Annotated in this window: 19 protein-coding genes; 8 read left to right on the top strand and 11 right to left on the bottom strand. The window is 66.9% G+C overall.

Going from position 1 to position 18,915, the window contains the following annotated elements; genetic code table 11:
- Positions 1 to 462: 462 nt before the first annotated feature.
- The 3 genes from N2K99_RS08865 (at position 463) to N2K99_RS08855 (ending at position 1,462) form a co-directional block, all read left to right on the top strand.
- A complete protein-coding gene (locus N2K99_RS08865; protein ID WP_227911407.1) occupies positions 463 to 765 on the top strand; it encodes a DUF4193 domain-containing protein in 303 nt (100 codons plus the stop codon).
- Between the two features lie 90 nt (positions 766 to 855).
- Complete coding sequence (locus N2K99_RS08860; protein ID WP_227921546.1) at positions 856 to 1,290, top strand: cytidine deaminase; 435 nt, start codon at positions 856 to 858, stop codon at positions 1,288 to 1,290.
- 7 nt (positions 1,291 to 1,297) lie between these two features.
- Positions 1,298 to 1,462, top strand: coding sequence for a hypothetical protein (locus N2K99_RS08855; RefSeq protein WP_227921548.1), 165 nt, complete (start codon positions 1,298 to 1,300; stop codon positions 1,460 to 1,462).
- On the opposite strand, the gene N2K99_RS08850 is transcribed toward N2K99_RS08855, so the two are convergent.
- Positions 1,435 to 1,995: a heme-binding protein gene (locus N2K99_RS08850; protein ID WP_227933544.1), complete on the bottom strand. Its 561-nt coding sequence runs from the start codon at positions 1,993 to 1,995 to the stop codon at positions 1,435 to 1,437. The two genes, N2K99_RS08855 and N2K99_RS08850, sit on opposite strands and share 28 nt — an antisense overlap.
- Before the next feature lie 65 nt (positions 1,996 to 2,060).
- Between N2K99_RS08850 and N2K99_RS08845 the strand changes: the two genes are divergently transcribed.
- Positions 2,061 to 2,690 (top strand): peptide deformylase, encoded by a 630-nt coding sequence (locus N2K99_RS08845; RefSeq protein WP_227921552.1) that lies wholly within the window; start codon positions 2,061 to 2,063, stop codon positions 2,688 to 2,690.
- A 12-nt stretch (positions 2,691 to 2,702) separates the two neighbouring features.
- Here the strand turns inward: N2K99_RS08845 and N2K99_RS08840 are convergent, their stop codons facing one another.
- The gene (locus N2K99_RS08840; RefSeq protein WP_227933543.1) at positions 2,703 to 4,742 is read right to left on the bottom strand and encodes a S9 family peptidase; all 2,040 of its coding nucleotides are present in this window, start codon (positions 4,740 to 4,742) and stop codon (positions 2,703 to 2,705) included.
- A 57-nt stretch (positions 4,743 to 4,799) separates the two neighbouring features.
- Here N2K99_RS08840 and N2K99_RS08835 point away from each other — a divergent pair, with 57 nt between their 5' ends.
- From N2K99_RS08835 to N2K99_RS08820, 4 genes are all read left to right on the top strand, one after another.
- Positions 4,800 to 5,636 (top strand): putative RNA methyltransferase, encoded by an 837-nt coding sequence (locus N2K99_RS08835; protein WP_227933542.1) that lies wholly within the window; start codon positions 4,800 to 4,802, stop codon positions 5,634 to 5,636.
- Positions 5,637 to 5,806: 170 nt separating this feature from the next.
- Positions 5,807 to 6,283 carry an NfeD family protein gene (locus N2K99_RS08830; protein WP_227921558.1) on the top strand — a complete coding sequence of 159 codons (477 nt, stop codon included), beginning with the start codon at positions 5,807 to 5,809 and terminating at the stop codon, positions 6,281 to 6,283.
- Between the two features lie 104 nt (positions 6,284 to 6,387).
- Positions 6,388 to 7,353: an SPFH domain-containing protein gene (locus N2K99_RS08825; protein ID WP_227921560.1), complete on the top strand. Its 966-nt coding sequence runs from the start codon at positions 6,388 to 6,390 to the stop codon at positions 7,351 to 7,353.
- Positions 7,354 to 7,597: 244 nt separating this feature from the next.
- The gene (locus tag N2K99_RS08820) at positions 7,598 to 7,945 is read left to right on the top strand and encodes an RNA polymerase-binding protein RbpA (RefSeq protein ID WP_227921562.1); all 348 of its coding nucleotides are present in this window, start codon (positions 7,598 to 7,600) and stop codon (positions 7,943 to 7,945) included.
- Positions 7,946 to 8,046: 101 nt separating this feature from the next.
- Here the strand turns inward: N2K99_RS08820 and N2K99_RS08815 are convergent, their stop codons facing one another.
- The 9 genes from N2K99_RS08815 to N2K99_RS08775 all read right to left on the bottom strand — a co-directional run bounded on the left by N2K99_RS08815 (position 8,047) and on the right by N2K99_RS08775 (position 18,885).
- Entirely contained in the window at positions 8,047 to 8,775 is a 729-nt protein-coding gene (locus N2K99_RS08815; RefSeq protein ID WP_227921564.1) for a polyprenol monophosphomannose synthase, read from the bottom strand.
- Positions 8,776 to 9,270: 495 nt separating this feature from the next.
- Positions 9,271 to 10,917 (bottom strand): amidohydrolase, encoded by a 1,647-nt coding sequence (locus N2K99_RS08810; protein ID WP_227933527.1) that lies wholly within the window; start codon positions 10,915 to 10,917, stop codon positions 9,271 to 9,273.
- A 43-nt stretch (positions 10,918 to 10,960) separates the two neighbouring features.
- Positions 10,961 to 13,810, bottom strand: coding sequence for an RNA helicase (locus tag N2K99_RS08805; RefSeq protein WP_227933526.1), 2,850 nt, complete (start codon positions 13,808 to 13,810; stop codon positions 10,961 to 10,963).
- 69 nt (positions 13,811 to 13,879) lie between these two features.
- Positions 13,880 to 14,707 (bottom strand): twin-arginine translocase subunit TatC, encoded by an 828-nt coding sequence (gene tatC, locus N2K99_RS08800; protein ID WP_227921571.1) that lies wholly within the window; start codon positions 14,705 to 14,707, stop codon positions 13,880 to 13,882.
- 5 nt (positions 14,708 to 14,712) lie between these two features.
- Positions 14,713 to 15,021 carry a Sec-independent protein translocase subunit TatA gene (tatA, locus tag N2K99_RS08795; protein WP_227921573.1) on the bottom strand — a complete coding sequence of 103 codons (309 nt, stop codon included), beginning with the start codon at positions 15,019 to 15,021 and terminating at the stop codon, positions 14,713 to 14,715.
- A gap of 32 nt (positions 15,022 to 15,053) precedes the next feature.
- Positions 15,054 to 15,389 carry a hypothetical protein gene (locus N2K99_RS08790; protein ID WP_227921576.1) on the bottom strand — a complete coding sequence of 112 codons (336 nt, stop codon included), beginning with the start codon at positions 15,387 to 15,389 and terminating at the stop codon, positions 15,054 to 15,056.
- Positions 15,390 to 15,432: 43 nt separating this feature from the next.
- Positions 15,433 to 17,403 (bottom strand): YafY family protein, encoded by a 1,971-nt coding sequence (locus N2K99_RS08785; RefSeq protein WP_227933525.1) that lies wholly within the window; start codon positions 17,401 to 17,403, stop codon positions 15,433 to 15,435.
- A 96-nt stretch (positions 17,404 to 17,499) separates the two neighbouring features.
- Complete coding sequence (locus N2K99_RS08780; protein WP_227921581.1) at positions 17,500 to 17,895, bottom strand: FKBP-type peptidyl-prolyl cis-trans isomerase; 396 nt, start codon at positions 17,893 to 17,895, stop codon at positions 17,500 to 17,502.
- A 36-nt stretch (positions 17,896 to 17,931) separates the two neighbouring features.
- Entirely contained in the window at positions 17,932 to 18,885 is a 954-nt protein-coding gene (locus N2K99_RS08775; RefSeq protein ID WP_227933524.1) for an FKBP-type peptidyl-prolyl cis-trans isomerase, read from the bottom strand.
- Between the last annotated feature and the right edge of the window lie 30 nt (positions 18,886 to 18,915).

Raw genomic sequence — 18,915 nt, 5'->3', positions numbered from 1 at the left:
TCCGTCCCCTTGGAGCCCCATGCGCCGCTGCGTACTCAGTTGACATAACGTCCCCCGGGAACCCGGCTGGGTCATCTGCGCGGCTTTACATAACCGCCCGCCGGCTCCTGCCCTGCCCGGGAAACCGCCCGACCTGGTCGCGCGGATTTCAGCTGACGCCACCCTCGCAAGGCGTACCGTCGCGGGTTGACATAATGCCCGGGCTTGCTGCTCAGACGGGACTACGCGGCTTAACATAACCGGAGGCGTAACGCTGCCCTTCCCTGCTCTCCAGCGGGTCGTGGCCCGGGCAGCCGCGGGCATGAAAGCGGGAATACAAAGTTCCGACGGGACGTTGATCACTTTCCTGCCGTATTTTGTCATCCGTGGTCCGCCACGCCTGTACGGTTTGGTGCAGCGACTTTCGTTGCCCTATATGATCTACGCTTCACCCCCCCACAATCAGGAGATAAGCACAAGAAAATGGCTACCGATTACGATGCCCCGCGCGTCAAGGAAGAAGACCAGCACACAGACTCCCTCGAGGGTCTGAAAGCTCAGCAGCGTGGCGGAGCGATGACTGCAGTCATCGATGTCGAAGAGTCAGACGCCATTGACGGTTTTGACCTTCCGGGTGCGGATCTTTCCGGCGAGGAACTGCTCATCAAGGTGGTTCCCCCGCAGGCAGACGAGTTCACCTGCATGTCCTGCTTCCTCGTACGCCACCGTTCGCAGATTGCCCGCGAAAAAAACGGCGAGGCCTACTGCGTGGACTGCGAGGGCTAGTCACGCCCCGAGCCGCACAGCCGGGTTTCGCCAGACGGCGGGCCCGGCTGTTTGTCTTTAACGGCCGGACCCGCGCCGTAGACTCTGCGCATGCCTACTTCCCTTCCCCCGTCAGCCGTTCCGCTCACCCCGGCGGACCGGGAACTCGTGGACCTGGCCCGGTGCACCATTGACGCTGCCACCGACGCCGGCCCCGACGAAGACGGCATCCATACCATGGGCGCTGCGGTCCGCACGGCCGACGGCGGCATGCATGCGGGCGTGAACCTCTATCACTTCACGGGCGGTCCCTGCGCCGAACTTGTTGCCCTGGGTGCGGCACGGGCGGCCGGAGCGGCCGATCCCACCTGCATCGTCGCCGTCGGAAACCATGGCCGCGGCGTCCAAAGCCCATGCGGCCGGGACCGGCAGATCCTTGCCGACTACTACCCCGGGATCCGCGTGATCCTGCCGACGCCGGAGGGCCCGGTCAGCATTCCCGCGGAAGACCTGCTGCCCCTGGGATTCGTCCCGCCTGCGGCATAACTGCCCGATGCCTGCCTCTCCCCTGCTGCGTCCCTGGACGCACGCCGACGCTCCGTCCCTCCAGACGGCGTTCGCCGCCGAGCCTGCACTTGAGCACCAGTTCGGCTGCCGGCTCGACGACGTCGGACAGGCCGCCGGGTATCTTCAGTCCCCCGGACCCTCCACATCCTGAACCACTTCGTTGCGGCGCAGGAACCACGGCCGGAACGGCGGGTCGAACCGCGCGAACCGCGGACCGCCAAGGGGGGTGAACCCTTCGGCGGATATGGCAGCCAGGAGGTCTTGGAGATGGCTCTGGTAGTTGGCTTCGCTCCAGCGGCCGGAAAACGCCGCAGCAGCGGCCGTCTGGCCCGGCACCGAAACAATGCTGACGGCCGGGTCCTCGGGCACCGGGGCTGCGGCAGCGGTCAGCTCCGCGGGCAGGACGAAGGCCACGCAGAAGGCGCCCGGAATCGCGCTTGGTTCCAGGAGGACCGGAGCCGTCATCGCCAGGGCCTGTCCGTCGGTGCCGGAGGGAGGCTGTTCCGGCGGGGGCAGGAACGAGTTCCTCCCGCTGATGTACGCGTAGAGGTGCCGGAAGCCGGCATTGCCCGCCCCCTGGAAGCCTGCGTTCACGGTGACCTGTGCCACGATGTGCGCGGGGTAATGGCGCAATTCGAAACCCGGATACCGTCCCAGGACGTTGTACGGCTGCTGCTCGGTCATGGTGCCCACGACGTTACGCCGCCCCGGCTGCGCGAGAACACCGTAGCGGCTACTAGGATGAAGCGGTGCCCACAGATTCCACCGCCCTGCTGCGCGACTTGGTCCTGCCGATGCTAGAGCAGGAGCTCGTGCCGATAGTCCAACTGGGGCACCCCGCCCTCCGCCGTGAGGCGCTGCCCTTCGACGGCGAACTGGACGCCGCCGAACTGGACGCGCTCGTTGCGCTCATGCGCCGGGTCATGCACGCCGCCCCCGGCGTGGGGCTGGCTGCACCCCAGCTGGGTATTCCGCTGCAGATCGCGGTGCTGGAAGACACCTTCGACGCCGGTGCCGAGGCCTCCGCCCTCCGGGAGCGGGTTCCCCTGCCGTTCTTCACGATCATCAATCCCCGGTACGAAGCAGACGGTGACGAGACGGTCGAGTTCTTCGAGGGCTGCCTGTCCTTCGAGGGTTACCAAGGTGTGGTCCGCCGGCCGCGTTCCGTGGTGCTGGACTACACCGATCTGCAGTCCCGGCAGCGCATGGAGCGCTTCAGCGGCTGGCAGGCGCGGATAGTCCAGCATGAAACGGACCATCTCTTCGGAACCGTGTATGTGGACAGGATGCTTCCCCGATCCCTGTGCAGCAATGCCGAATACGCCCGCCGGTGGGCCTCGCCGGGGATCGGCGAGGCCCAGCGGATACTGGGTTTCTAGGTCCGGCGGGCTTTAGGCACGCGCAGGCTCCGGCGTGCGGGCCTGTTCCGGGGCCGGGTTCTGCGGCGTCGGCAGCCAGCGGGCCCACCAGGCGAGCAGGTGCTCGAAGCGCCGCCGCCGGTGCCACGGCGTGCCGCTGCGTGAGAGCTCGTGGTTTTCGCCCGGGAAGAGCAGCAGCTCCGTAGGCACCGACCGCAGCTTCAGGGCGGTGTAGTACCGCTGGGCCTGCTCCACCGGACAGCGCAGGTCCTCTTCGGAATGGATTACGAAGGTGGGGGTGCGGACGGAGTCCACGCACGCCATCGGGCTCTGCGCCTGCACGGCGGCCGGATCCGTGCCGGTGTAGCCGGCGCTGAAGAACCAGCCGATGTCCGCGGAGCCGACAAAGGACAGCGGATCGAGGAAGCCGCGTTCCACCACGGCGGCAGTGAACCGGTGGTCGTGTGCAATGGTCCACGCCGTGAGGTAGCCGCCGTAGGAGCCGCCCATGATGCCCAGCCGGTTTCCGTCCAGTTCCGGATGCGCGGCCAGCGCACCGTCCACGAACGCCAGCACATCGGCCAGGTCCAGGGTGCCCATGGCTTCCTTGATGCTTCGGCCGTGTGCCTGCCCGTAGCCGGCGGACCCCCGGGGGTTGCACATCAGCACCGCGTAACCGGCGTTGGTATAGACCTGTGTCTCGTCGAAATAGCCCCAGCCGTACTGGGCGAACGGCCCGCCGTGGATGTTCAGCAGCACCGGGTGCGGGCCGGGCCCCTCGGGCAGTGCCAGCCAGCCGTGCACGGGATAGCCGTCTCCGGAGGGGTGGGTTTCCTCCACCGGCAGCGCCACTGCGGTGTCCCGGCGCAGCGCGTCGGAGAAGTCCGTGATGGGGCGGAGCCGGCCGTCGTCGACGACGGCGAGGTCGCCGGCCGTCCGCGGGTCGGTGTAGCCGACCACCACTGTGCCGTCCGCGGACCCGGCAGTTTCCACGACCAGGTGCCCCGTCACCAGAACTTCCACGCGTCCGCGCGCATCCACGGCCAGGAGTTCGCCTGCCCCGCGGGACCGGCGAAAGACCAGCACCTCGGCGCCGAGGTGCGGCACCACGGTACCCTCTGCCAGATCAACGCTCTCCGGGTCCGTCAGTCGGCGCACTGCGGTCGGATCCGCTGCCGGGGCCGCATACAGTGCGGTGTTCCGGGCGACGAAATCGGTGCCGGTGACGGAAACCTCCTGGCCCAGATAGAACAGCCAGTGCCCGTTGGCGCTCTCCACCGGATCCGAAACCGTCAGCGGGTTGCCGGCGTCGTGGTTGGTAAGCCGGGTCAGGCCGGTGCCGTCGGGGTGGATGCTGAAGACATCGGACACCAGGGACGCATCCATATCCGGGGAGGACGTGAACAGGATCCTGCCGCCGTCCGCCGTGAACACCGGCTGCAGATGGTCCACTGCGTCGGAAGTCAGCTGCACGGCCTCGGGCAGGCCCTTTCCGGGCTCGCCGCCGTCCTTGGCCCGGCCCCGCGGTTCGACGTGCGGCTCGGCGTCGAGGTCCGGCAAGACCAAGTGGAAGATCTGCACGGGCTTGTCGCCGGTGTAGCCCACCCCGTTCATCCGGTATTTGAAGGTGGTGATGAGCCGGGGATCCTCAGCGGTGGAACCCACGCCGTCCGTGGTTCCGTACCGGCCTTCCTCCGGTACGCGGGCGGAAAACACCACGCTGCGTCCGTCCGGCGAGAAATTAAACCAGGACACGCCCAGCAATGCGTCAGTCAGCTGGACGGGCTCCCCGCTGCCGGCACCGAGGATGTACAGCTGAGCCGGCTCCCCCGGTGCCGCACGCAGGAAACCGAGGCTGGAACCATCGGGACTGTATTTCGGCGACGTGTCCCGGAAACCGCGGGTGAGCCGGCGCGGCCGGCCTCCCTGCGTCAAGGGAACCCGCCACAGCTGCCCGGTATAGGCATCGGCGGTGAAGTCCGGCCGGGTCACTGAGACCACGCAGTGCAGGGCATCGGGATGCACGGCCGGGGCGGACAGGGAATTCAGGAGAGGCAGGTCACATGGTTTCACGCTCCGAAGCCTAATGTCCTCAGCCGGCGGGGCCAACCGCCGCCTTAGGATGGACTCATGCCTTCCCTGCCGCTGCTGGTCTGTCCCGTCTGTGGCAGCAGCCTCGAACCCGATTCGGGCAACCGGTCCCTCAGCTGCGCTGCAGGTCATCGATATGATGCGGCCAAGCAGGGCTATTTCAATCTCCTCACAGGCGGCGGCACCAAGTTCCAGGCCGACACTGCCGCCATGGTGCAGGCCCGCACCGACTTTCTGGCGGCCGGGCACTACCAACCCATGGCGGCTGAGCTGGCACGCCTCGTATCGGCCGCAGCACCTCGCGCAGGAGCGGTCCTTGACGCCGGCGCCGGCACGGGCTACTACCTCGGCGAGGTGCTTCGGCCGCTGCCCGGGGCCGCCGCGGTGGCACTGGACATTTCCAAGTACGCGCTGCGCCGGGCAGCCCGCGCACTGCCGGGAACCTACGCACTGGTGTGGGACGTCTGGCGGCGGCTTCCGCTGCGGGATGCCTCCGTGGACGTGGTCCTGAACGTCTTCGCACCGAGGAACCCACCCGAATTCCGCCGTGTCCTGGCTCCCGGCGGCATCCTGGCAGTGGTGACTCCGAGGCCCGAGCATCTGCAGGAAATCCGGGCGGGGGCGGCGATGCTGGGTATCGCCGCCGAAAAGGAAGAACGGGTCAGCGCGTCCCTGTCGCCCGGTTTCTCTCCCCTGGACACCGCACAGTGCACGTACTCCATGCAGCTGGGCAAAGCGGACGTTCGAAACGTCGTGTTGATGGGCCCTTCCGCCCGGCACCTGGAACCGGCCGCCCTCGAGCAGACCCTGGCCGGCCTGCCCGATCCCGTCGAAGTGACTGCATCCTTCACCCTGCAGATCTTCCGCGCCGACTGAGCACGGACGCACAAAACGTTATCCTTCCGCCGCCCGTAGCCCTAGGTCTGGGGCACGGTCTCGGGCAGAATGTACTAAACGCCCGGTAACCGCCGCCGCGCGCGACCGTTGCCGCAGGCAGCGGGCCAAGCAGGATAAGCGGAACTGTCCGGAAGATAAGGGGAAAACGGATGCAGGAAGTCTTCGAATGGATGCTCAGCTACGGCTGGGCCCTCTGGTTGGTGCTTTTCCTTGGATTCGCCGCCGTCGAGGCCCTTACCCTTGACCTGTTCTTCGGCATGCTCGCCGTGGGCGCCCTGGCCGCTATGCTGGCCTCGTTCTTCGCCGCCCCGCTCTTCCTGCAGGTAGTGGTGTTCGCGGTGGTCTCCGTTCTTATGATCGGTGTAGTACGCCCGGTCGCCCTGAAGCACCTGCAGAAGGGCGACAAGGACCAGCTGTCCAACATTGACCGGATAATAGGCGCACCTGCGGTGACGCTGGAATCCGTAACGGGTTCCTCCGGAACGGTGAAGATCGGCGGAGACACGTGGACTGCCCGCAGCGTTGACGGATCCCCGCTGCCCGCGGGCGTCGAGGTCAGCGTCGCACGCATCGAGGGGGCCACCGCCCTGGTCCAGGCAACCGGAACGGGAACAACAGCGGCATAAACCCGGCGGCATGGCCGCCAAACCAAGTGCGGGAATTCCGGAAGGGATCCCGCTGAACCAATCCGCGGGATCCGGCCCGGCTCCCGCGGAACGCAAGGGGGAACATGAGTGGAACAGCAGTCCTAGTTATTCTCGCCGTCCTGGTGATCTTTGTACTGGTCATCCTGGTCAAGGCGGTCAAGATCGTCCCGCAGGCCCGGGCAGGCGTGGTGGAGCGGCTTGGCAAGTACCAGCGCACGTTGAATCCCGGCCTGACCATCCTGGTTCCTTTTGTGGACCGGATGCTGCCCCTGCTGGACCTGCGTGAACAGGTGGTGTCCTTCCCCCCGCAGCAGGTCATCACCGAGGACTCCCTCGTGGTATCCATCGATACCGTGGTCTATTTCCAGGTCACCGATGCCCGGGCAGCCACCTATGAGATCGCGAACTACATCCAGGCAGTGGAGCAGCTGACCACCACCACACTCCGCAACGTAGTCGGCGGGCTGAACCTGGAAGAGGCGCTGACCTCCCGTGACCAGATCAACGGCCAGCTGCGCGGCGTCCTGGATGACGCCACCGGCCGCTGGGGTATCCGGGTCTCCCGGGTGGAGCTCAAGGCCATTGAACCGCCCCTGTCGATCCAGGACTCCATGGAGAAGCAGATGCGGGCCGAGCGGGAACGGCGCGCAACCATCCTGACGGCCGAAGGCACCAAGCAGTCGCAGATCCTCACCGCCGAAGGCCGCCGGCAGGCCGCCATCCTCGCTGCCGAAGGTGACGCCAAGGCAGCGATCCTGCGGGCCGACGGCGAGGCCCAGGCCATCGCCAAGGTCTTCGATGCCATCCACAAGGGCAACCCGGACCAGAAGCTCCTGGCCTACCAGTACCTGCAGACCCTGCCGAAACTGGCCGAAGGCACGTCCAACAAGCTGTGGATCATTCCCAGCGAGCTCGGCGAAGCCCTCAAGGGTGTAGGCAGCGCACTGGGCGACTTTGTGCCGGACGCAGCCATGCACTCATCCAACGGGAGCACCCCGGCCCAGGCCACCGGTCCCGCAGCTGCATCCGGGCCTGCAGCCGGAGCCTAGCCCGTCCGCTCCCCCTGTTAGCCGATTCCCGTTCGGTGCCGGTATAATCGGTTGTTTGCCGGACAATAGCTGCGGCACCGAACGGGACCGCCGACGGGAACAGCTGCGGCGTCGTCGGCGTTGTATTGGCTGTGACGGCCAGCCTTAGGCACCCAGCCGGTCCGCCTCCGGGCGGCAGGCGGGTACGGCACCGGCATAACAAGGGATCCGCCAGCGGATCCAGCGGATTTAAGAGGGAGAAAAGATGAGCGATCGTAGCCTGCGGGGTATGCGCCTGGGCGCACAGAGCATGGAGACTGAATCCGGTGTGGAGCCGGCTCCCCGCCAGCGGGTGGAATACCGCTGTGAGGACGGCGAGCGTGTTTTCGTAACTTTCGCTGCCGAAGCGGACGTTCCTCCGGTCTGGATCTCCAAGACCGGCAAGGAAGCGCTTCTGGTGGACGGCGAGAAGCCTGACACCAGCAACGACAAGCCGGTGCGGACGCACTGGGACATGCTGCTGGAACGACGCAGCATCGAGGAACTTGAGACGATCCTCCAGGACCGCCTGACGATCCTGCGCGAACGCCGCGGAGAGCGCACCAGCGCCTAAATCCTTGCGGCGCCCTGTCCGGTGAACGGAGAAGGGCGCCTTAGAGACAAAAAAGCGGGGCGGCTGCCATCTGGCAGCCGCCCCGCTTTTTTCGTTTAAGCTCAGCCGCGTCCGGTGAGCTTCCGCCAGCGGGCGGTCAGACCCCAGCGGGTCACATTGGCCATTGCCTCAACGACAATGTTGCCGCTCATCTTGGAGTCGCCGAGTTCGCGCTCGACGAAGGTGATCGGCACCTCGGTGATCTTCAGGCCCAGGCGAGCCACGCGGAAGGTCATGTCCACCTGGAAGCCGTAGCCGACGGATTCGACGGCGCCCAGGTCCAGCTGCTCCAGGGTGCCGCGGCGGAAGGCACGGTAGCCGGCGGTGATGTCCCGGACAGGGATGCCCAACATGAACCGCGAGTAGGTGCTGCCGGCGCGGGAAAGCAGCTTTCGGTGGAACGGCCAGTTGACCACAGATCCTCCGGTGACCCAGCGGGAACCGATGACGAGGTCGGCACCCGCCTTGGAGGCTTCAAGCAGGCGGGGCAGCTCCTCCGGACGGTGCGAACCGTCGGCGTCCATTTCGACCAGGATGTCGTAGCCGCGTTCCAGGCCCCATCGGAAGCCGGCAATGTACGCAGCTCCGAGTCCTTCCTTGCCCTTGCGGTGCAGCACATGCACCTTCGGATCGTTGGCAGCGGCTTCGTCGGCGTAGCCGCCGGTGCCGTCCGGGCTGTTATCGTCCGCGATCAGTACATCCGAATCTGGAACTGCGTCCCGCAGCCGCTTCAGTGTGATGGGGAGCGACTCGATCTCGTTGTAAGTGGGGATGATAGTCAGGACACGCACTCAGTAAGCCTTTCAGCGGACGCACGCCGCGTTGTTCGCGGCAGGGACGGGGTTACTCCCCCGGCAGACTATCCAGTATATGGGAGTGTGCGGCCCCTCGGGTCAGCGCCTTGCGGCCCCCGACAGCGCAACCGGGCGGATCCAGCCGTCTTCGGGCCAGTTCCGGCTAACTGCCGGCCCTGTTTTCTACTGACGGTTGAATCCACCCGGTTGTGTGATGCTGGACCCGGTAACCGGCACCCGCGGAGCAGCTGCTCCGGTGCGCGTAGTACAGGCCATGGCAGTACGGGCCAGCCGAAGGCACCCGAAGCGCAGACCTGGAAAGAGTTCCAGAACAGCGCTCGGCATACCTCAAAAGGCCGGACCCGACTACGGTCCTCATAGCCTACGTGCTGGCTAGCCCCTGTCAATATGGCCCCTGACTAGGAGCTTTTCATGTCCATGCAGGTCAGACGCGGTGTGGAGGAGGCCGAAGCACGCAGGTAGTTTCGCTGTTCAGGCAAGATCCGGAGCGCGGTACAGCTCTTTGCCGTTGTGTACCGTCTGCAGGCAGCGCGGCTCGTCTCCGTTGTCCAGTGCGGGCAGCAGCGGCGTGCCGGCCCGCGGATCCGTGCTCCACGCGGATACGTTCGCATCCGGTGTCTGGACCATCAGTTCCTGCACTTCCCACAGCGCGAAGGACGCCGGTGCTCCGGCGGCCAGCTGGCCCCGCATGAAGTTGCTCTCCCCTGCCGCACGCCAGCCGGCACGGGTGTGACCGATAAACGCTGCCCGCGCCGAGACCCGCTCCTTGGGGTTGGAATGGGACACTGCGGCGCGCACACCGGACCAGGGGTCCAGCGGCAGGACGGGCGTGTCGGAGCCCAGGGCAACGGGCACACCGGCGGAGAGCAGCGAGGCCATCCGGTTCATGTTTTCCCGCCTGTCCCCGAGGCGCTGTTCGTATAGTCCGCCGGGATGGCCCCATGCAGCATCGAACCCGGGCTGCAGGCTGACAGTGACGCCAAAGCGCAGCAGTTCGGCAATGGCGGCGTCATCGGTCAGTTCCGCATGTTCCAGCCGGTGGTGGGCAGCCCGGACGGCGGCTTCCCCGACGGCCTCGGCAGCGAGGCGGAGCCCGGCCAGCGCCGTGTCCATCCCTGCGTCGCCAATGACGTGGAAGCCGCCCTGCAGTCCGGCCTTCGTCATGAGCTCCAAATGCCGCCCGGCCTGTTCCGGAGTCAGGTACATGGTGCCGCTGGTGCCGGGCCGGTCGGCGTACGGCTCGCGCAGTGCGGCCGTACGGGCACCGAAGGACCCGTCGATGTTCAGGTCGCCGGCGAGGCCCAGCAGCCGGCCCTCAAAGAAGTCCACCAGCCCGGCTACCTGAGCCTCGGTTTCCGCCAGCTGGCCCCAGTACGGGAGGATCTGCGGCAGCGCATCGTCGCTGAGGGGGCCGTCGAGGCCCAGCAACCGGCGCAGGTCCTCCGGCGGCGCAATGTGCGGTGCGGACATTTCTGCGACTGCCACTACCCCGCGGGAGGCCGCATGCTTCAGGGCAGCCAGCTGTAATACACCGCGCTGGTCCGGATCAGCGTCGCGCGCCACGGTGCGCGCGGCGTCGTGCGCGGCACGGACTACGAAGCCGTTGTCCCAGCCGTCGTACTCCTGCAGCCGAAGTTCGGCCGCCAGCGTGCCGGAGACGGCCGCACAGTGCACATCGGAGCGGGAGAGGTACACGGCGCGGTTGCCGGAGGCTGCGTCGAGTTCGGCCGCGGTGGGTGCGCGCCGTTCCGGCCAGCGCGACTCGTCCCAGTTGGACCCCAGGATCAGGCCAGTGGTCCCCGCCGCGTGCTCCCGGACCGTGTCCAGCAGATCGTCAAGGGAGGTGCAACCGCTCAGGTCCAGCGTCACCAGGGACATGCCCAGCTCGGTGGTGTGGACGTGGGAATCCACGAATCCGGGCGCCACCAGTGCGCCCTGCAGGTCCACCACGTCCATCTTGCTGTCCTGGATGGAGGTGGCGGCCTGTTCGGACCCCACCCAGGCGATGGTGTCGCCGTCGACCAGCATTGCGGTGGCAAAGGGATCGCCGGCGCTGTAGACCGAACCGTTGCGGTAGAGCGTCAGGGTGCGGGCGCTCGGGATGGGACTGCCGTTCAAGGACTCACCTGTTTTCTGTAGTGCGATGGAGGGTGGCGGCGGTTCAGTCGCCGACGTTGGAGTAGGCGACGACGCCGCGCCGCACCAGGGAAATGGCGTCCAGGAAGCGGCGGCGCATGCCGGCCGGCAGGTCCGGGACCTTGGCCAGCTGGTCCAGCAGGTCGATCACCTGCTTGGCCCACCGGACAAAGTCCCCCGCCGCCAGCTCCGTGCCGTTCAGGGCCACCTGGAGGTGCTTGCCCTTGACCCACTTGTACATGGGCCAGACCAGGCCCAGTTCCGGTTCGACGGTCTGCGGCAGCCGGGACGCCTCTTCGAGGTCCGTGAGCTCGGACCACTGGCGGATGACGACGTCCACCGCCGACTCCAGCGAAACACTCGGCATCTTCGGCCGCAGCCCGCGCTCTTCCCGCTTCGCCTGGTAGACCAGGGCAGAGGCCAGGCAGGCCAGCTCGGCGGCGTCGAGGTCAGTGAAGGCGCCCTGCTCCAGCGAGAGGGCCACGAGGAGGTCCTTTTCGCCGTAGATGCGCCGCAGTTTCTGTCCGGCCGGGGTCACGGCGTCGAGGCCGGACTCGTCCGGGGCAACGTAGCCGTACCGGGTAAGCACCTCGCAGACCCGGTCGAAGGTTTTGGCAATGGTGTTGGTGCGGCCCCGGATCTGTCCGACGAGGTTGTCGGTTTCCCGGCGCAGCTTCCACCAGCGCTCGGCCCAGCGGGCGTGGTCTTCACGTTCACTGCAGCCGTGGCAGGGATGCGCCCGCATTTTCCGGCGCAGCTCTGCGATTGCCTGCTCCTGCCGCTCCGTGCCCGCCGGGTGCATGGCGTTGGCGCGGGCCGACGCCGGCCGCGGCGGCCGATGGTCGTGCAGTGCGTTGCGCAGCGACGAGGACAGATCGCGCCGGTCCTTGGGTGAGCGGGCGTTGAAGGACTTGGGGATGCGGATGTGCGAGACCGGTTCAAGGACGTCATCGATGTCGGCAGCGCTGATACGCCGGATCTGCTTGTCTTCGGTCAGGATCGCCGGCCGCACCTCGCGGGCGGAGGCATCCACGTCCAGTACGACGGCGTGGCCGGAGTTCCGGCCTCCGGGAAGGAACACGATGTCCCCGGGGCGCAGGTTCTCCAGCGAGGCTGCGGCGGCACTCCGCCGATTCCGCGCCTTGGTTTTTGACGCGGTGTTTTCCAGGTCCGAGAGCTGCCGGCGCAGGGCAGCGTACTCGTTGAAGTCCCCCAGGTGGCAGGTCATCGCCTTTTCGTAGCCGGCGAGTGATTCTTCGCGCGAACGGACCTGCTTCGCCAGGCCCACCACGGACCGGTCCGCCTGGAACTGGGCGAAGGAGGACTCGAGGATCCCGCGCGCCCGTTCCCGCCCGAACTGCGCGATGAGGTTGATGCTCATGTTGTAGGTGGGCCGGAAACTGGAGTTCAGCGGGTACGTGCGCCGCGAGGCCAGGCCCGCCACGGCAGCGGGGTCGGTGCCCGGCTGCCACAGGACCACGGCGTGGCCCTCGACGTCGATCCCGCGGCGTCCTGCCCGGCCGGTCAGCTGGGTGTACTCGCCGGCGGTGATGTCCACGTGCGCTTCGCCGTTGAACTTGTCCAGTTTTTCCAGCACCACGGACCGTGCCGGCATGTTGATGCCCAGGGCCAGCGTTTCGGTGGCGAAAACCGCGCGGACCAGCCCGGCGGCGAACAGGCGTTCCACCACTTCCTTGAAGGTGGGCAGCATACCGGCGTGGTGGGCGGCGAAACCGCGCACCAGGCCCTCGCGCCACGTCCAGAACCCCAGCACCTCGAGGTCTTCTTCGGGGATGTCCTGGGTGGCTTCGTCCACCACCCGGGCAATCTCCCGGCGTTCGTCTTCGTCCGTCAGCCAAAGGCCCGACTCGACGCACTGGCGTACAGCGCCCTCGCAGCCGTTGCGGGAAAAGATGAAGGTGATGGCGGGCAGCAGGCCGTTGCGGTCCAGCTGGGCGATGACCTGCGGCCGCGATGCCCGCTGGATGCGTGTGATCGGCGGCCCGCCGTGGCCGCCGGGCCGCCCGCCGCGGGAGGAGTCACGGCGTCCGCCGCGGGAGGAACCGCGCGGACCGCCCCAGTGTCCCCGCTGGTTGACGCGGGACTCGGCCCGCGCCAGCTCCATCAGCTCGGGGTTGACCCGGTAGCGTTCCTTGGCGCCGGGCTGCTCATCGGCTGCCTCGTCGAAGGAAACATCGGATTCGAACAGGTCGAAGATGTCGCGGCCGACCATCACGTGCTGCCAGAGCGGAACCGGCCGGTGCTCCGAAACCACCACGTCGGTGTCGCCGCGGACGGTGTCCAGCCAGGCGCCGAATTCCTCGGCATTGGACACGGTGGCGCTGAGCGAAACCACCCGGACGTCGGAAGGCAGGTGGATGATGACCTCTTCCCAGACCGCCCCGCGGAACCGGTCCGCCAGGTAATGCACCTCGTCCATGACCACGTAGCCCAGGTCGATGAGGGTGTCCGAGTTGGAGTAGAGCATGTTCCGCAGCACTTCGGTGGTCATCACCACGACGTCGGCGTCCGGGTTGATGCTGGTGTCTCCCGTCAGCAGGCCCACCCGGTCACTGCCGTAAGCGGCGGCCAGCTCGCTGTATTTCTGGTTGCTCAGGGCCTTGATGGGGGTGGTGTAGAAGGCCTTCAGGCCGTTTTGCAGGGCCAGATAGACGGCGAACTCCCCCACCACGGTCTTGCCGGCCCCCGTGGGGGCTGCGACGAGGACGCCGCGGCCGGCTTCGAGGGACTGGCAGGCTTCCGACTGGAAAGCGTCCAGTTCGAAGCCCAGCGACTGCTCGAAGACCCCCAGCTGCGTCTTGGCATGTTCGGAACGTTGTTTTGCGGCAAGGTACCGCTCCGAAGGAGAAGTCATGAACCAAGCCTATGCGCTGCGCCCGCCGCGGAACGCCAATATCATCGGTGGGCGAACGCGTCCATGGCCTTACAGCTTGTCGATGGGGGTGGCCGTGTCGGCTTCGGCTTCCACTGCTGCTTCCCGCTCCGCCTGCTTCCGGACCCGGCGCCGGTCATTGAGCAGGCAGATGCCCACCGCCACGGCGAAAAGCAGCAGCAGCGGCGCGGCGAGGTAGAACATGCTCAGGGCGTCGGCGCCGGGAGCAGCCATGGCGGCAAAAAGGCAGATCAGGAAGACGGTGATCCGCCAGTATTTAATGATGGTCCGCCCGCTCAACAGGCCGGCCAGGTTCAGGCCCACCAGGAATACCGGAATCAGGAAGGCGATGCCGAAGGCCAGGAGCAACCGCAGCACGAAGGCCAGGTAGACCGAAGCCGTAATGACGTTGGACCCGCCCTCGGGCGTGAAATCGGTAAGCACCCGCACTGCCTGTGGCAGGATCAGCCACGCCAGGACAATACCGCCGATGAACAGCGGGACGGCGGCGGCCAGGAAGCCCAGGGCCGCGCGGCGTTCCTTGCGCTTGAGTCCGGGCGTGATGAACGCCCAGGCCTGATAGAGCCACACCGGGCTGGAGGCCACAAGTCCCACGAACACCGAGACCTGGACCATCTGGTCGAACGGAGTGGCGACGCCTTCGAAGTTGATGGTGGTGAATCGGCCGCCGCTGTTGCCTGCTTCCAGGAGCGGCCGGGTCAGCGCCTCAAAAACGGGCAGGTAGACGAAGAACCCGCCCACGGTGCCCAGCACCACGGCGATGGCCGACTTGAAGAGCCTGTTGCGGAATTCCCGCAGATGCTCCTTGAGGGCCATCCGCCCTTCGGGGTTGGATTTGCGCCCTTTGTTCAGCGCCACGGCTGCTAGCGGCTGGTTGGCGGGTTACCCGCAGAATCCGGGGACCCGCCCGGGGTTCCGGAGGGCGGAGTCTGTCCGGGGAAGAACGTTTGTTCGGACGCCTTCGGCTGCGGTGCGGGGTGCACTACCTTCCCCTCCACCGGATCGGTGGGCGCCGTGGTCGAAGGATTGTCGTCCTTCATCTGTCGGACTTCGGATTTGAAGATGCGAAGGGACTGCCCCAAGCTCCTTGCCAGCCCCGGAAGCTTCGGAGCGCCGAAGAGCAGAATGGCCAGTACAACAATGACGATGATTTGCCAGCCTTCAAGCCTCATGGCGGTGTCCTTTCGTTGGAGAATATTCTATGTCAGAGTTCCGGGAAATCCCGCCACGCGCGGGGCTGTCCCTTGGCGGTGCGCCGCTCGATGCGGCGCAGGCGCCGGGCCTCCCGGCGGGCCGCCTTGCCGGCGTCGTAGGCCTTCCGCGCTTCGCCCGGCTCCGTGAAGATGCCGGCAGGCTCTTCTTCGAGGACGGTGGACGGAACGGTATCCGGAGTGCGTAGGGACAGCTTCGCAGATGCGGCTTCGAATTCCCGGAGAATACCGAGGAACCTTTGGAAGAGCCGGTAGCCGATCAGGGCGTAGAAAGCCGCAGCGCCTGCCGCGAGGGCAAGCCAAATGAGTATCCAGGACCACCAAGGCATATCCCCAGCATAGTGGAGACTGCCCGCCCGGCCGGACCGGCGGCTACGCAGGCCGGTAGTTCGCGGCAGCCTCCTCCAGCCAGGCCAGGGTGGCGGAACGCAGTTCCTCCGGCGCCGCGACCGCGGCAGCTCCGCCCAACCGGGCAGTGAAAGCCGGAATCCAGGCGGTATCCGCCGTGCGCAGTTCCACCGCGGTTCGTCCGTCCGCCAGCGGCGCCTGCCGTTCGGCGTCGTAGGCCTCGGCCACCCAGAGGGCGGCGGGCTCCAGGACCAGCGTCACCCGGTGATCCAGGGGTCCCGGCGTGAACAGGCTGGCAGGGAATGCGGCCCCGGGCTCCGGGGCGTGGGTCAGGGCCGGGCCGGTGTCCCGCACGCCGTGGATCCGGTCCACCCGGAAATTCCGCGGCGCTTCCGCCCGGTGGCACCACGCTTCCAGGTACCAGGTGTTGTCCACGGAGAAGAGCCGCCTCGGGTCAACGGTGCGGAGAGTGACTTCGTCACGGCGCGGAACCAGATAGCGCAGTTCAAGCTGGCGCGTGCCGCTGATCGCCTGCTGGAGTTCGGCCAGTACGGTGCCGTCGGATTCGTCGTCCAGACGGGCCGCGACAGCGGTGCCGACGCCGCCGGCCTCCCCTGCCGCCTCGGTCAGCTTCTCCAGGGCGCTGGCAACCGCTGCGGAGGAACCGATGCCCGGCAGGGCCGACAGTGTGTCCAACCCCACGATCAGGGCCGCGGCTTCGTCCATGCCGAAACGCACCGGCTCGGAGAGGTTCTCGGCGTTCTCGATGTAGATCCGGTCGTCGTCGAAACTGACGTCCATCAGCCCGTTGGGGTAATGCCGCGGGCCGCTCACGAACAGCAGGTTCAGGTCCTTGCCCAGCTGTTCCTTGCTGACACCGAAGGCATCGGCGGTTTCGTTCATGTCCGCACCCTGGTTCGCCAGGACATAGGGCACCAGGTCCAGCAGGCGGGTGAGGTGGTCCTGCGCGCCCGACGCCGGACGGCGGGCCGGAGCGGCGGAGGCGGCCAGTTCGAATCCCGGCAGCGGCCGGCGCTGGGTTTCCAGGGCGCGGGCGAGGGCGGTACGGACGGCGTCGGCAAATTCGGCCGGTTCGACGGCGACGGCGGCCGCGCCGAGGGCGGCGGTGTCCGCGGCCAGCGCATCCAGATCGCGGACCCGCAGCTGGAGCCGGTCCCGGCCTGCGTTTCCGGGCTCGATGGATTCTGCCTGCAGCCGCAGGGCCGCCCCGGCGCCGGGATCGACTTCCACTGCTGCCGGCCGCGGCGCATAGACGTCGTCCAGGGAAGCGAGCGAGGCGTCGATGTCGAAGTCCGCGGGCACGGTGTAGGCGCCTGGCCGCAGCCGTACCGGCCCCTCCATGCGGGAAAGCCGGAAGATCCGTTCCGCGCCGCGGTCCAGGTCGTAGCCCACCAGGTACCAGTGGCCGAAGCGGCTGCCCATGCCCCAGGGCTGGACCTGCCGGACGGACTTCTCCGTGCTGCCGACCGGCCGGTAGCCGAAGGTTACCGGCATGCGGGTGGTGGCGGCACGCCAGATCTCGTCGAAATGCGCGTCATTGGTGCGGATGCTGGGCTGGAGGGGAATGGCCGCGGCGTCGTCGGGAAGCACTCCCCGGGCGTGGAGCTTGCGCAGGGCGCGGGCGGCGGCCGAGCCCAGCGATGCCTGGTCCCACATACGGGCGGCCAGGGTCAGGACGGCGGATTCCTCCGGCGTGAACCGGACACCGGGAAGCCGGTACGCGTCCTGCCGGATGCGGTAGCGCTGGGTGGTGTTGTCCTCGAACAGAGTCTCTTCGCTGTAGGACTCCACCGGGATGCCCTGTTCGCGCAGGAAGGCCTTGTCCCGGTCAAAGAGCTTTTCCCGGGCATCTGCCGTGGAGGCTTCTGAATACAGTTCAATCTCTTCGAACAACTCGTGCTTGGTGAAGCCCCTGCGCGTGGACAGCAGCGCAATGACCAGATTCAGCAGGCGTTCGGTTCTCTTGGCGGACACGGGAGCTAATCTACCTTCCTTCCGGGCCGGGACATGCGAAAGGGCGGAACCGCCGTCGCAGGTGACAGCGGTTCCGCCCTTGGCAGGAGGGACGGATCAGCGGACGCCGAGCAGGTCCACTACGAAGATCAGCGACTCGCCCGGAGCCACGGCGGATCCGGCGCCCCGGTCGCCGTAGGCCATCGAGGAAGGGATTTCGAGCCGGCGGCGGCCGCCGACCTTCATGCCCAGCAGGCCCTGGTCCCAGCCCTGGATAACCTGGCCTACGCCCACACGGAAGTCCAGGGGTGTGCCCCGGTTCCAGGACGCGTCGAACTCCTCGCCGGTGGAGAAGGCAACGCCCACGTAGTGGGTGGAAACCGTGTCTCCGGCCTTTACTTCCCGGCCGTCGCCGACCACGAGGTCCTCAATAATGAGATCCGTGGGGGCATCGTGGGCCGGGAAATCGATCTCCGGCTTCTGGCGGTCGTATTCACGCTTTCCGAATGACATTGGTGCTCCTTATGTCTGGTGGGTCAGGAGTTAAGGCTACTTGACTTCCTTGATGTCCACGACGAAGACCAGCGGTCCCGAGGGGCTGCTGCCGCCGGCGGGATCACCGTAGGCCAGTTCGGACGGCAGGACCAGCAGGACCTTGGAGCCGGCCTTCTGATCGGCCAGGCCGTAGGTCCAGCCCGGAATCACGTTCGCCAGGGGGAACTCGGCAGGTTCGCCGCGCTCGTAGCTGGAGTCGAACGGCTCGCCGTCCCGCAGGCTGACACCGAGGTAATCGGCTACCACGGTCCCGGTGGATTCGAGCACCGGACCGTCGCCTTCTTCCAGGACCTTTACCACCAGGCGCTCCGGTTCCTCGGCGCCTTCCGGGATGGTGATGGACGGGGTGCCGTCTTCGGCGAAGGAAACCTCGGGAAGCTTTCCTTCGGCTTCAAGGGCGCTAACGTCTTCGCCGCTCATCAGCAGGGTGCCGTCGCTGTTCCGGGCAGCAGCTTCGTCCGGGCTCAGCGTCGGGACCGTGTCCATTGCATCAGTGATGGTGAAGACGATGAAGTTCGGTTCGGTTCCGGCTTCTTCATTGGCCGGAATGTAATACGCGAAGTCGGAGCCCACGGGAGCGCCGAGCAGTGCGTCGTACATCTGCGAGTTGCCGGACTTCAGGCTCTCGTCCACGGCGATGCCTTCGGCGTTTTCGCCGCTGTAGGTCTCCTGGCCGACCGTGCCGTCTTCCGGGTTGACCATCGCGAGGCGGATCATGGCCGTCTGGCCTTCGGCTACTTCGTCGCCGTCGCCGTCGTTGATCCGGGCCAGGGTGGGCTCGTCGACGCTCAGCGGCTTATCGAAGTCGACGCTCGGGACGGAGGTTTCGTCGTCGCCCCGCTCGATCTTCACGGAGGACAACGGCCCGCTGCTCTTGGCTTCATCGCCGCCGGAGCAGGCAGTGAGGAACAGCAGGAAGGGCAGGAGGATTGCTAGTACTTTACGCACAGTACTTCTTTCAGTGGTGGACAGTGAGCA

It is taken from the genome of Arthrobacter sp. zg-Y1110 (assembly GCF_025244865.1).
Classification (GTDB): domain Bacteria; phylum Actinomycetota; class Actinomycetes; order Actinomycetales; family Micrococcaceae; genus Arthrobacter_B.
Note: the sequence above shows the minus strand (reverse complement) of the source record. Positions and strands in the feature narration are given on the sequence as shown.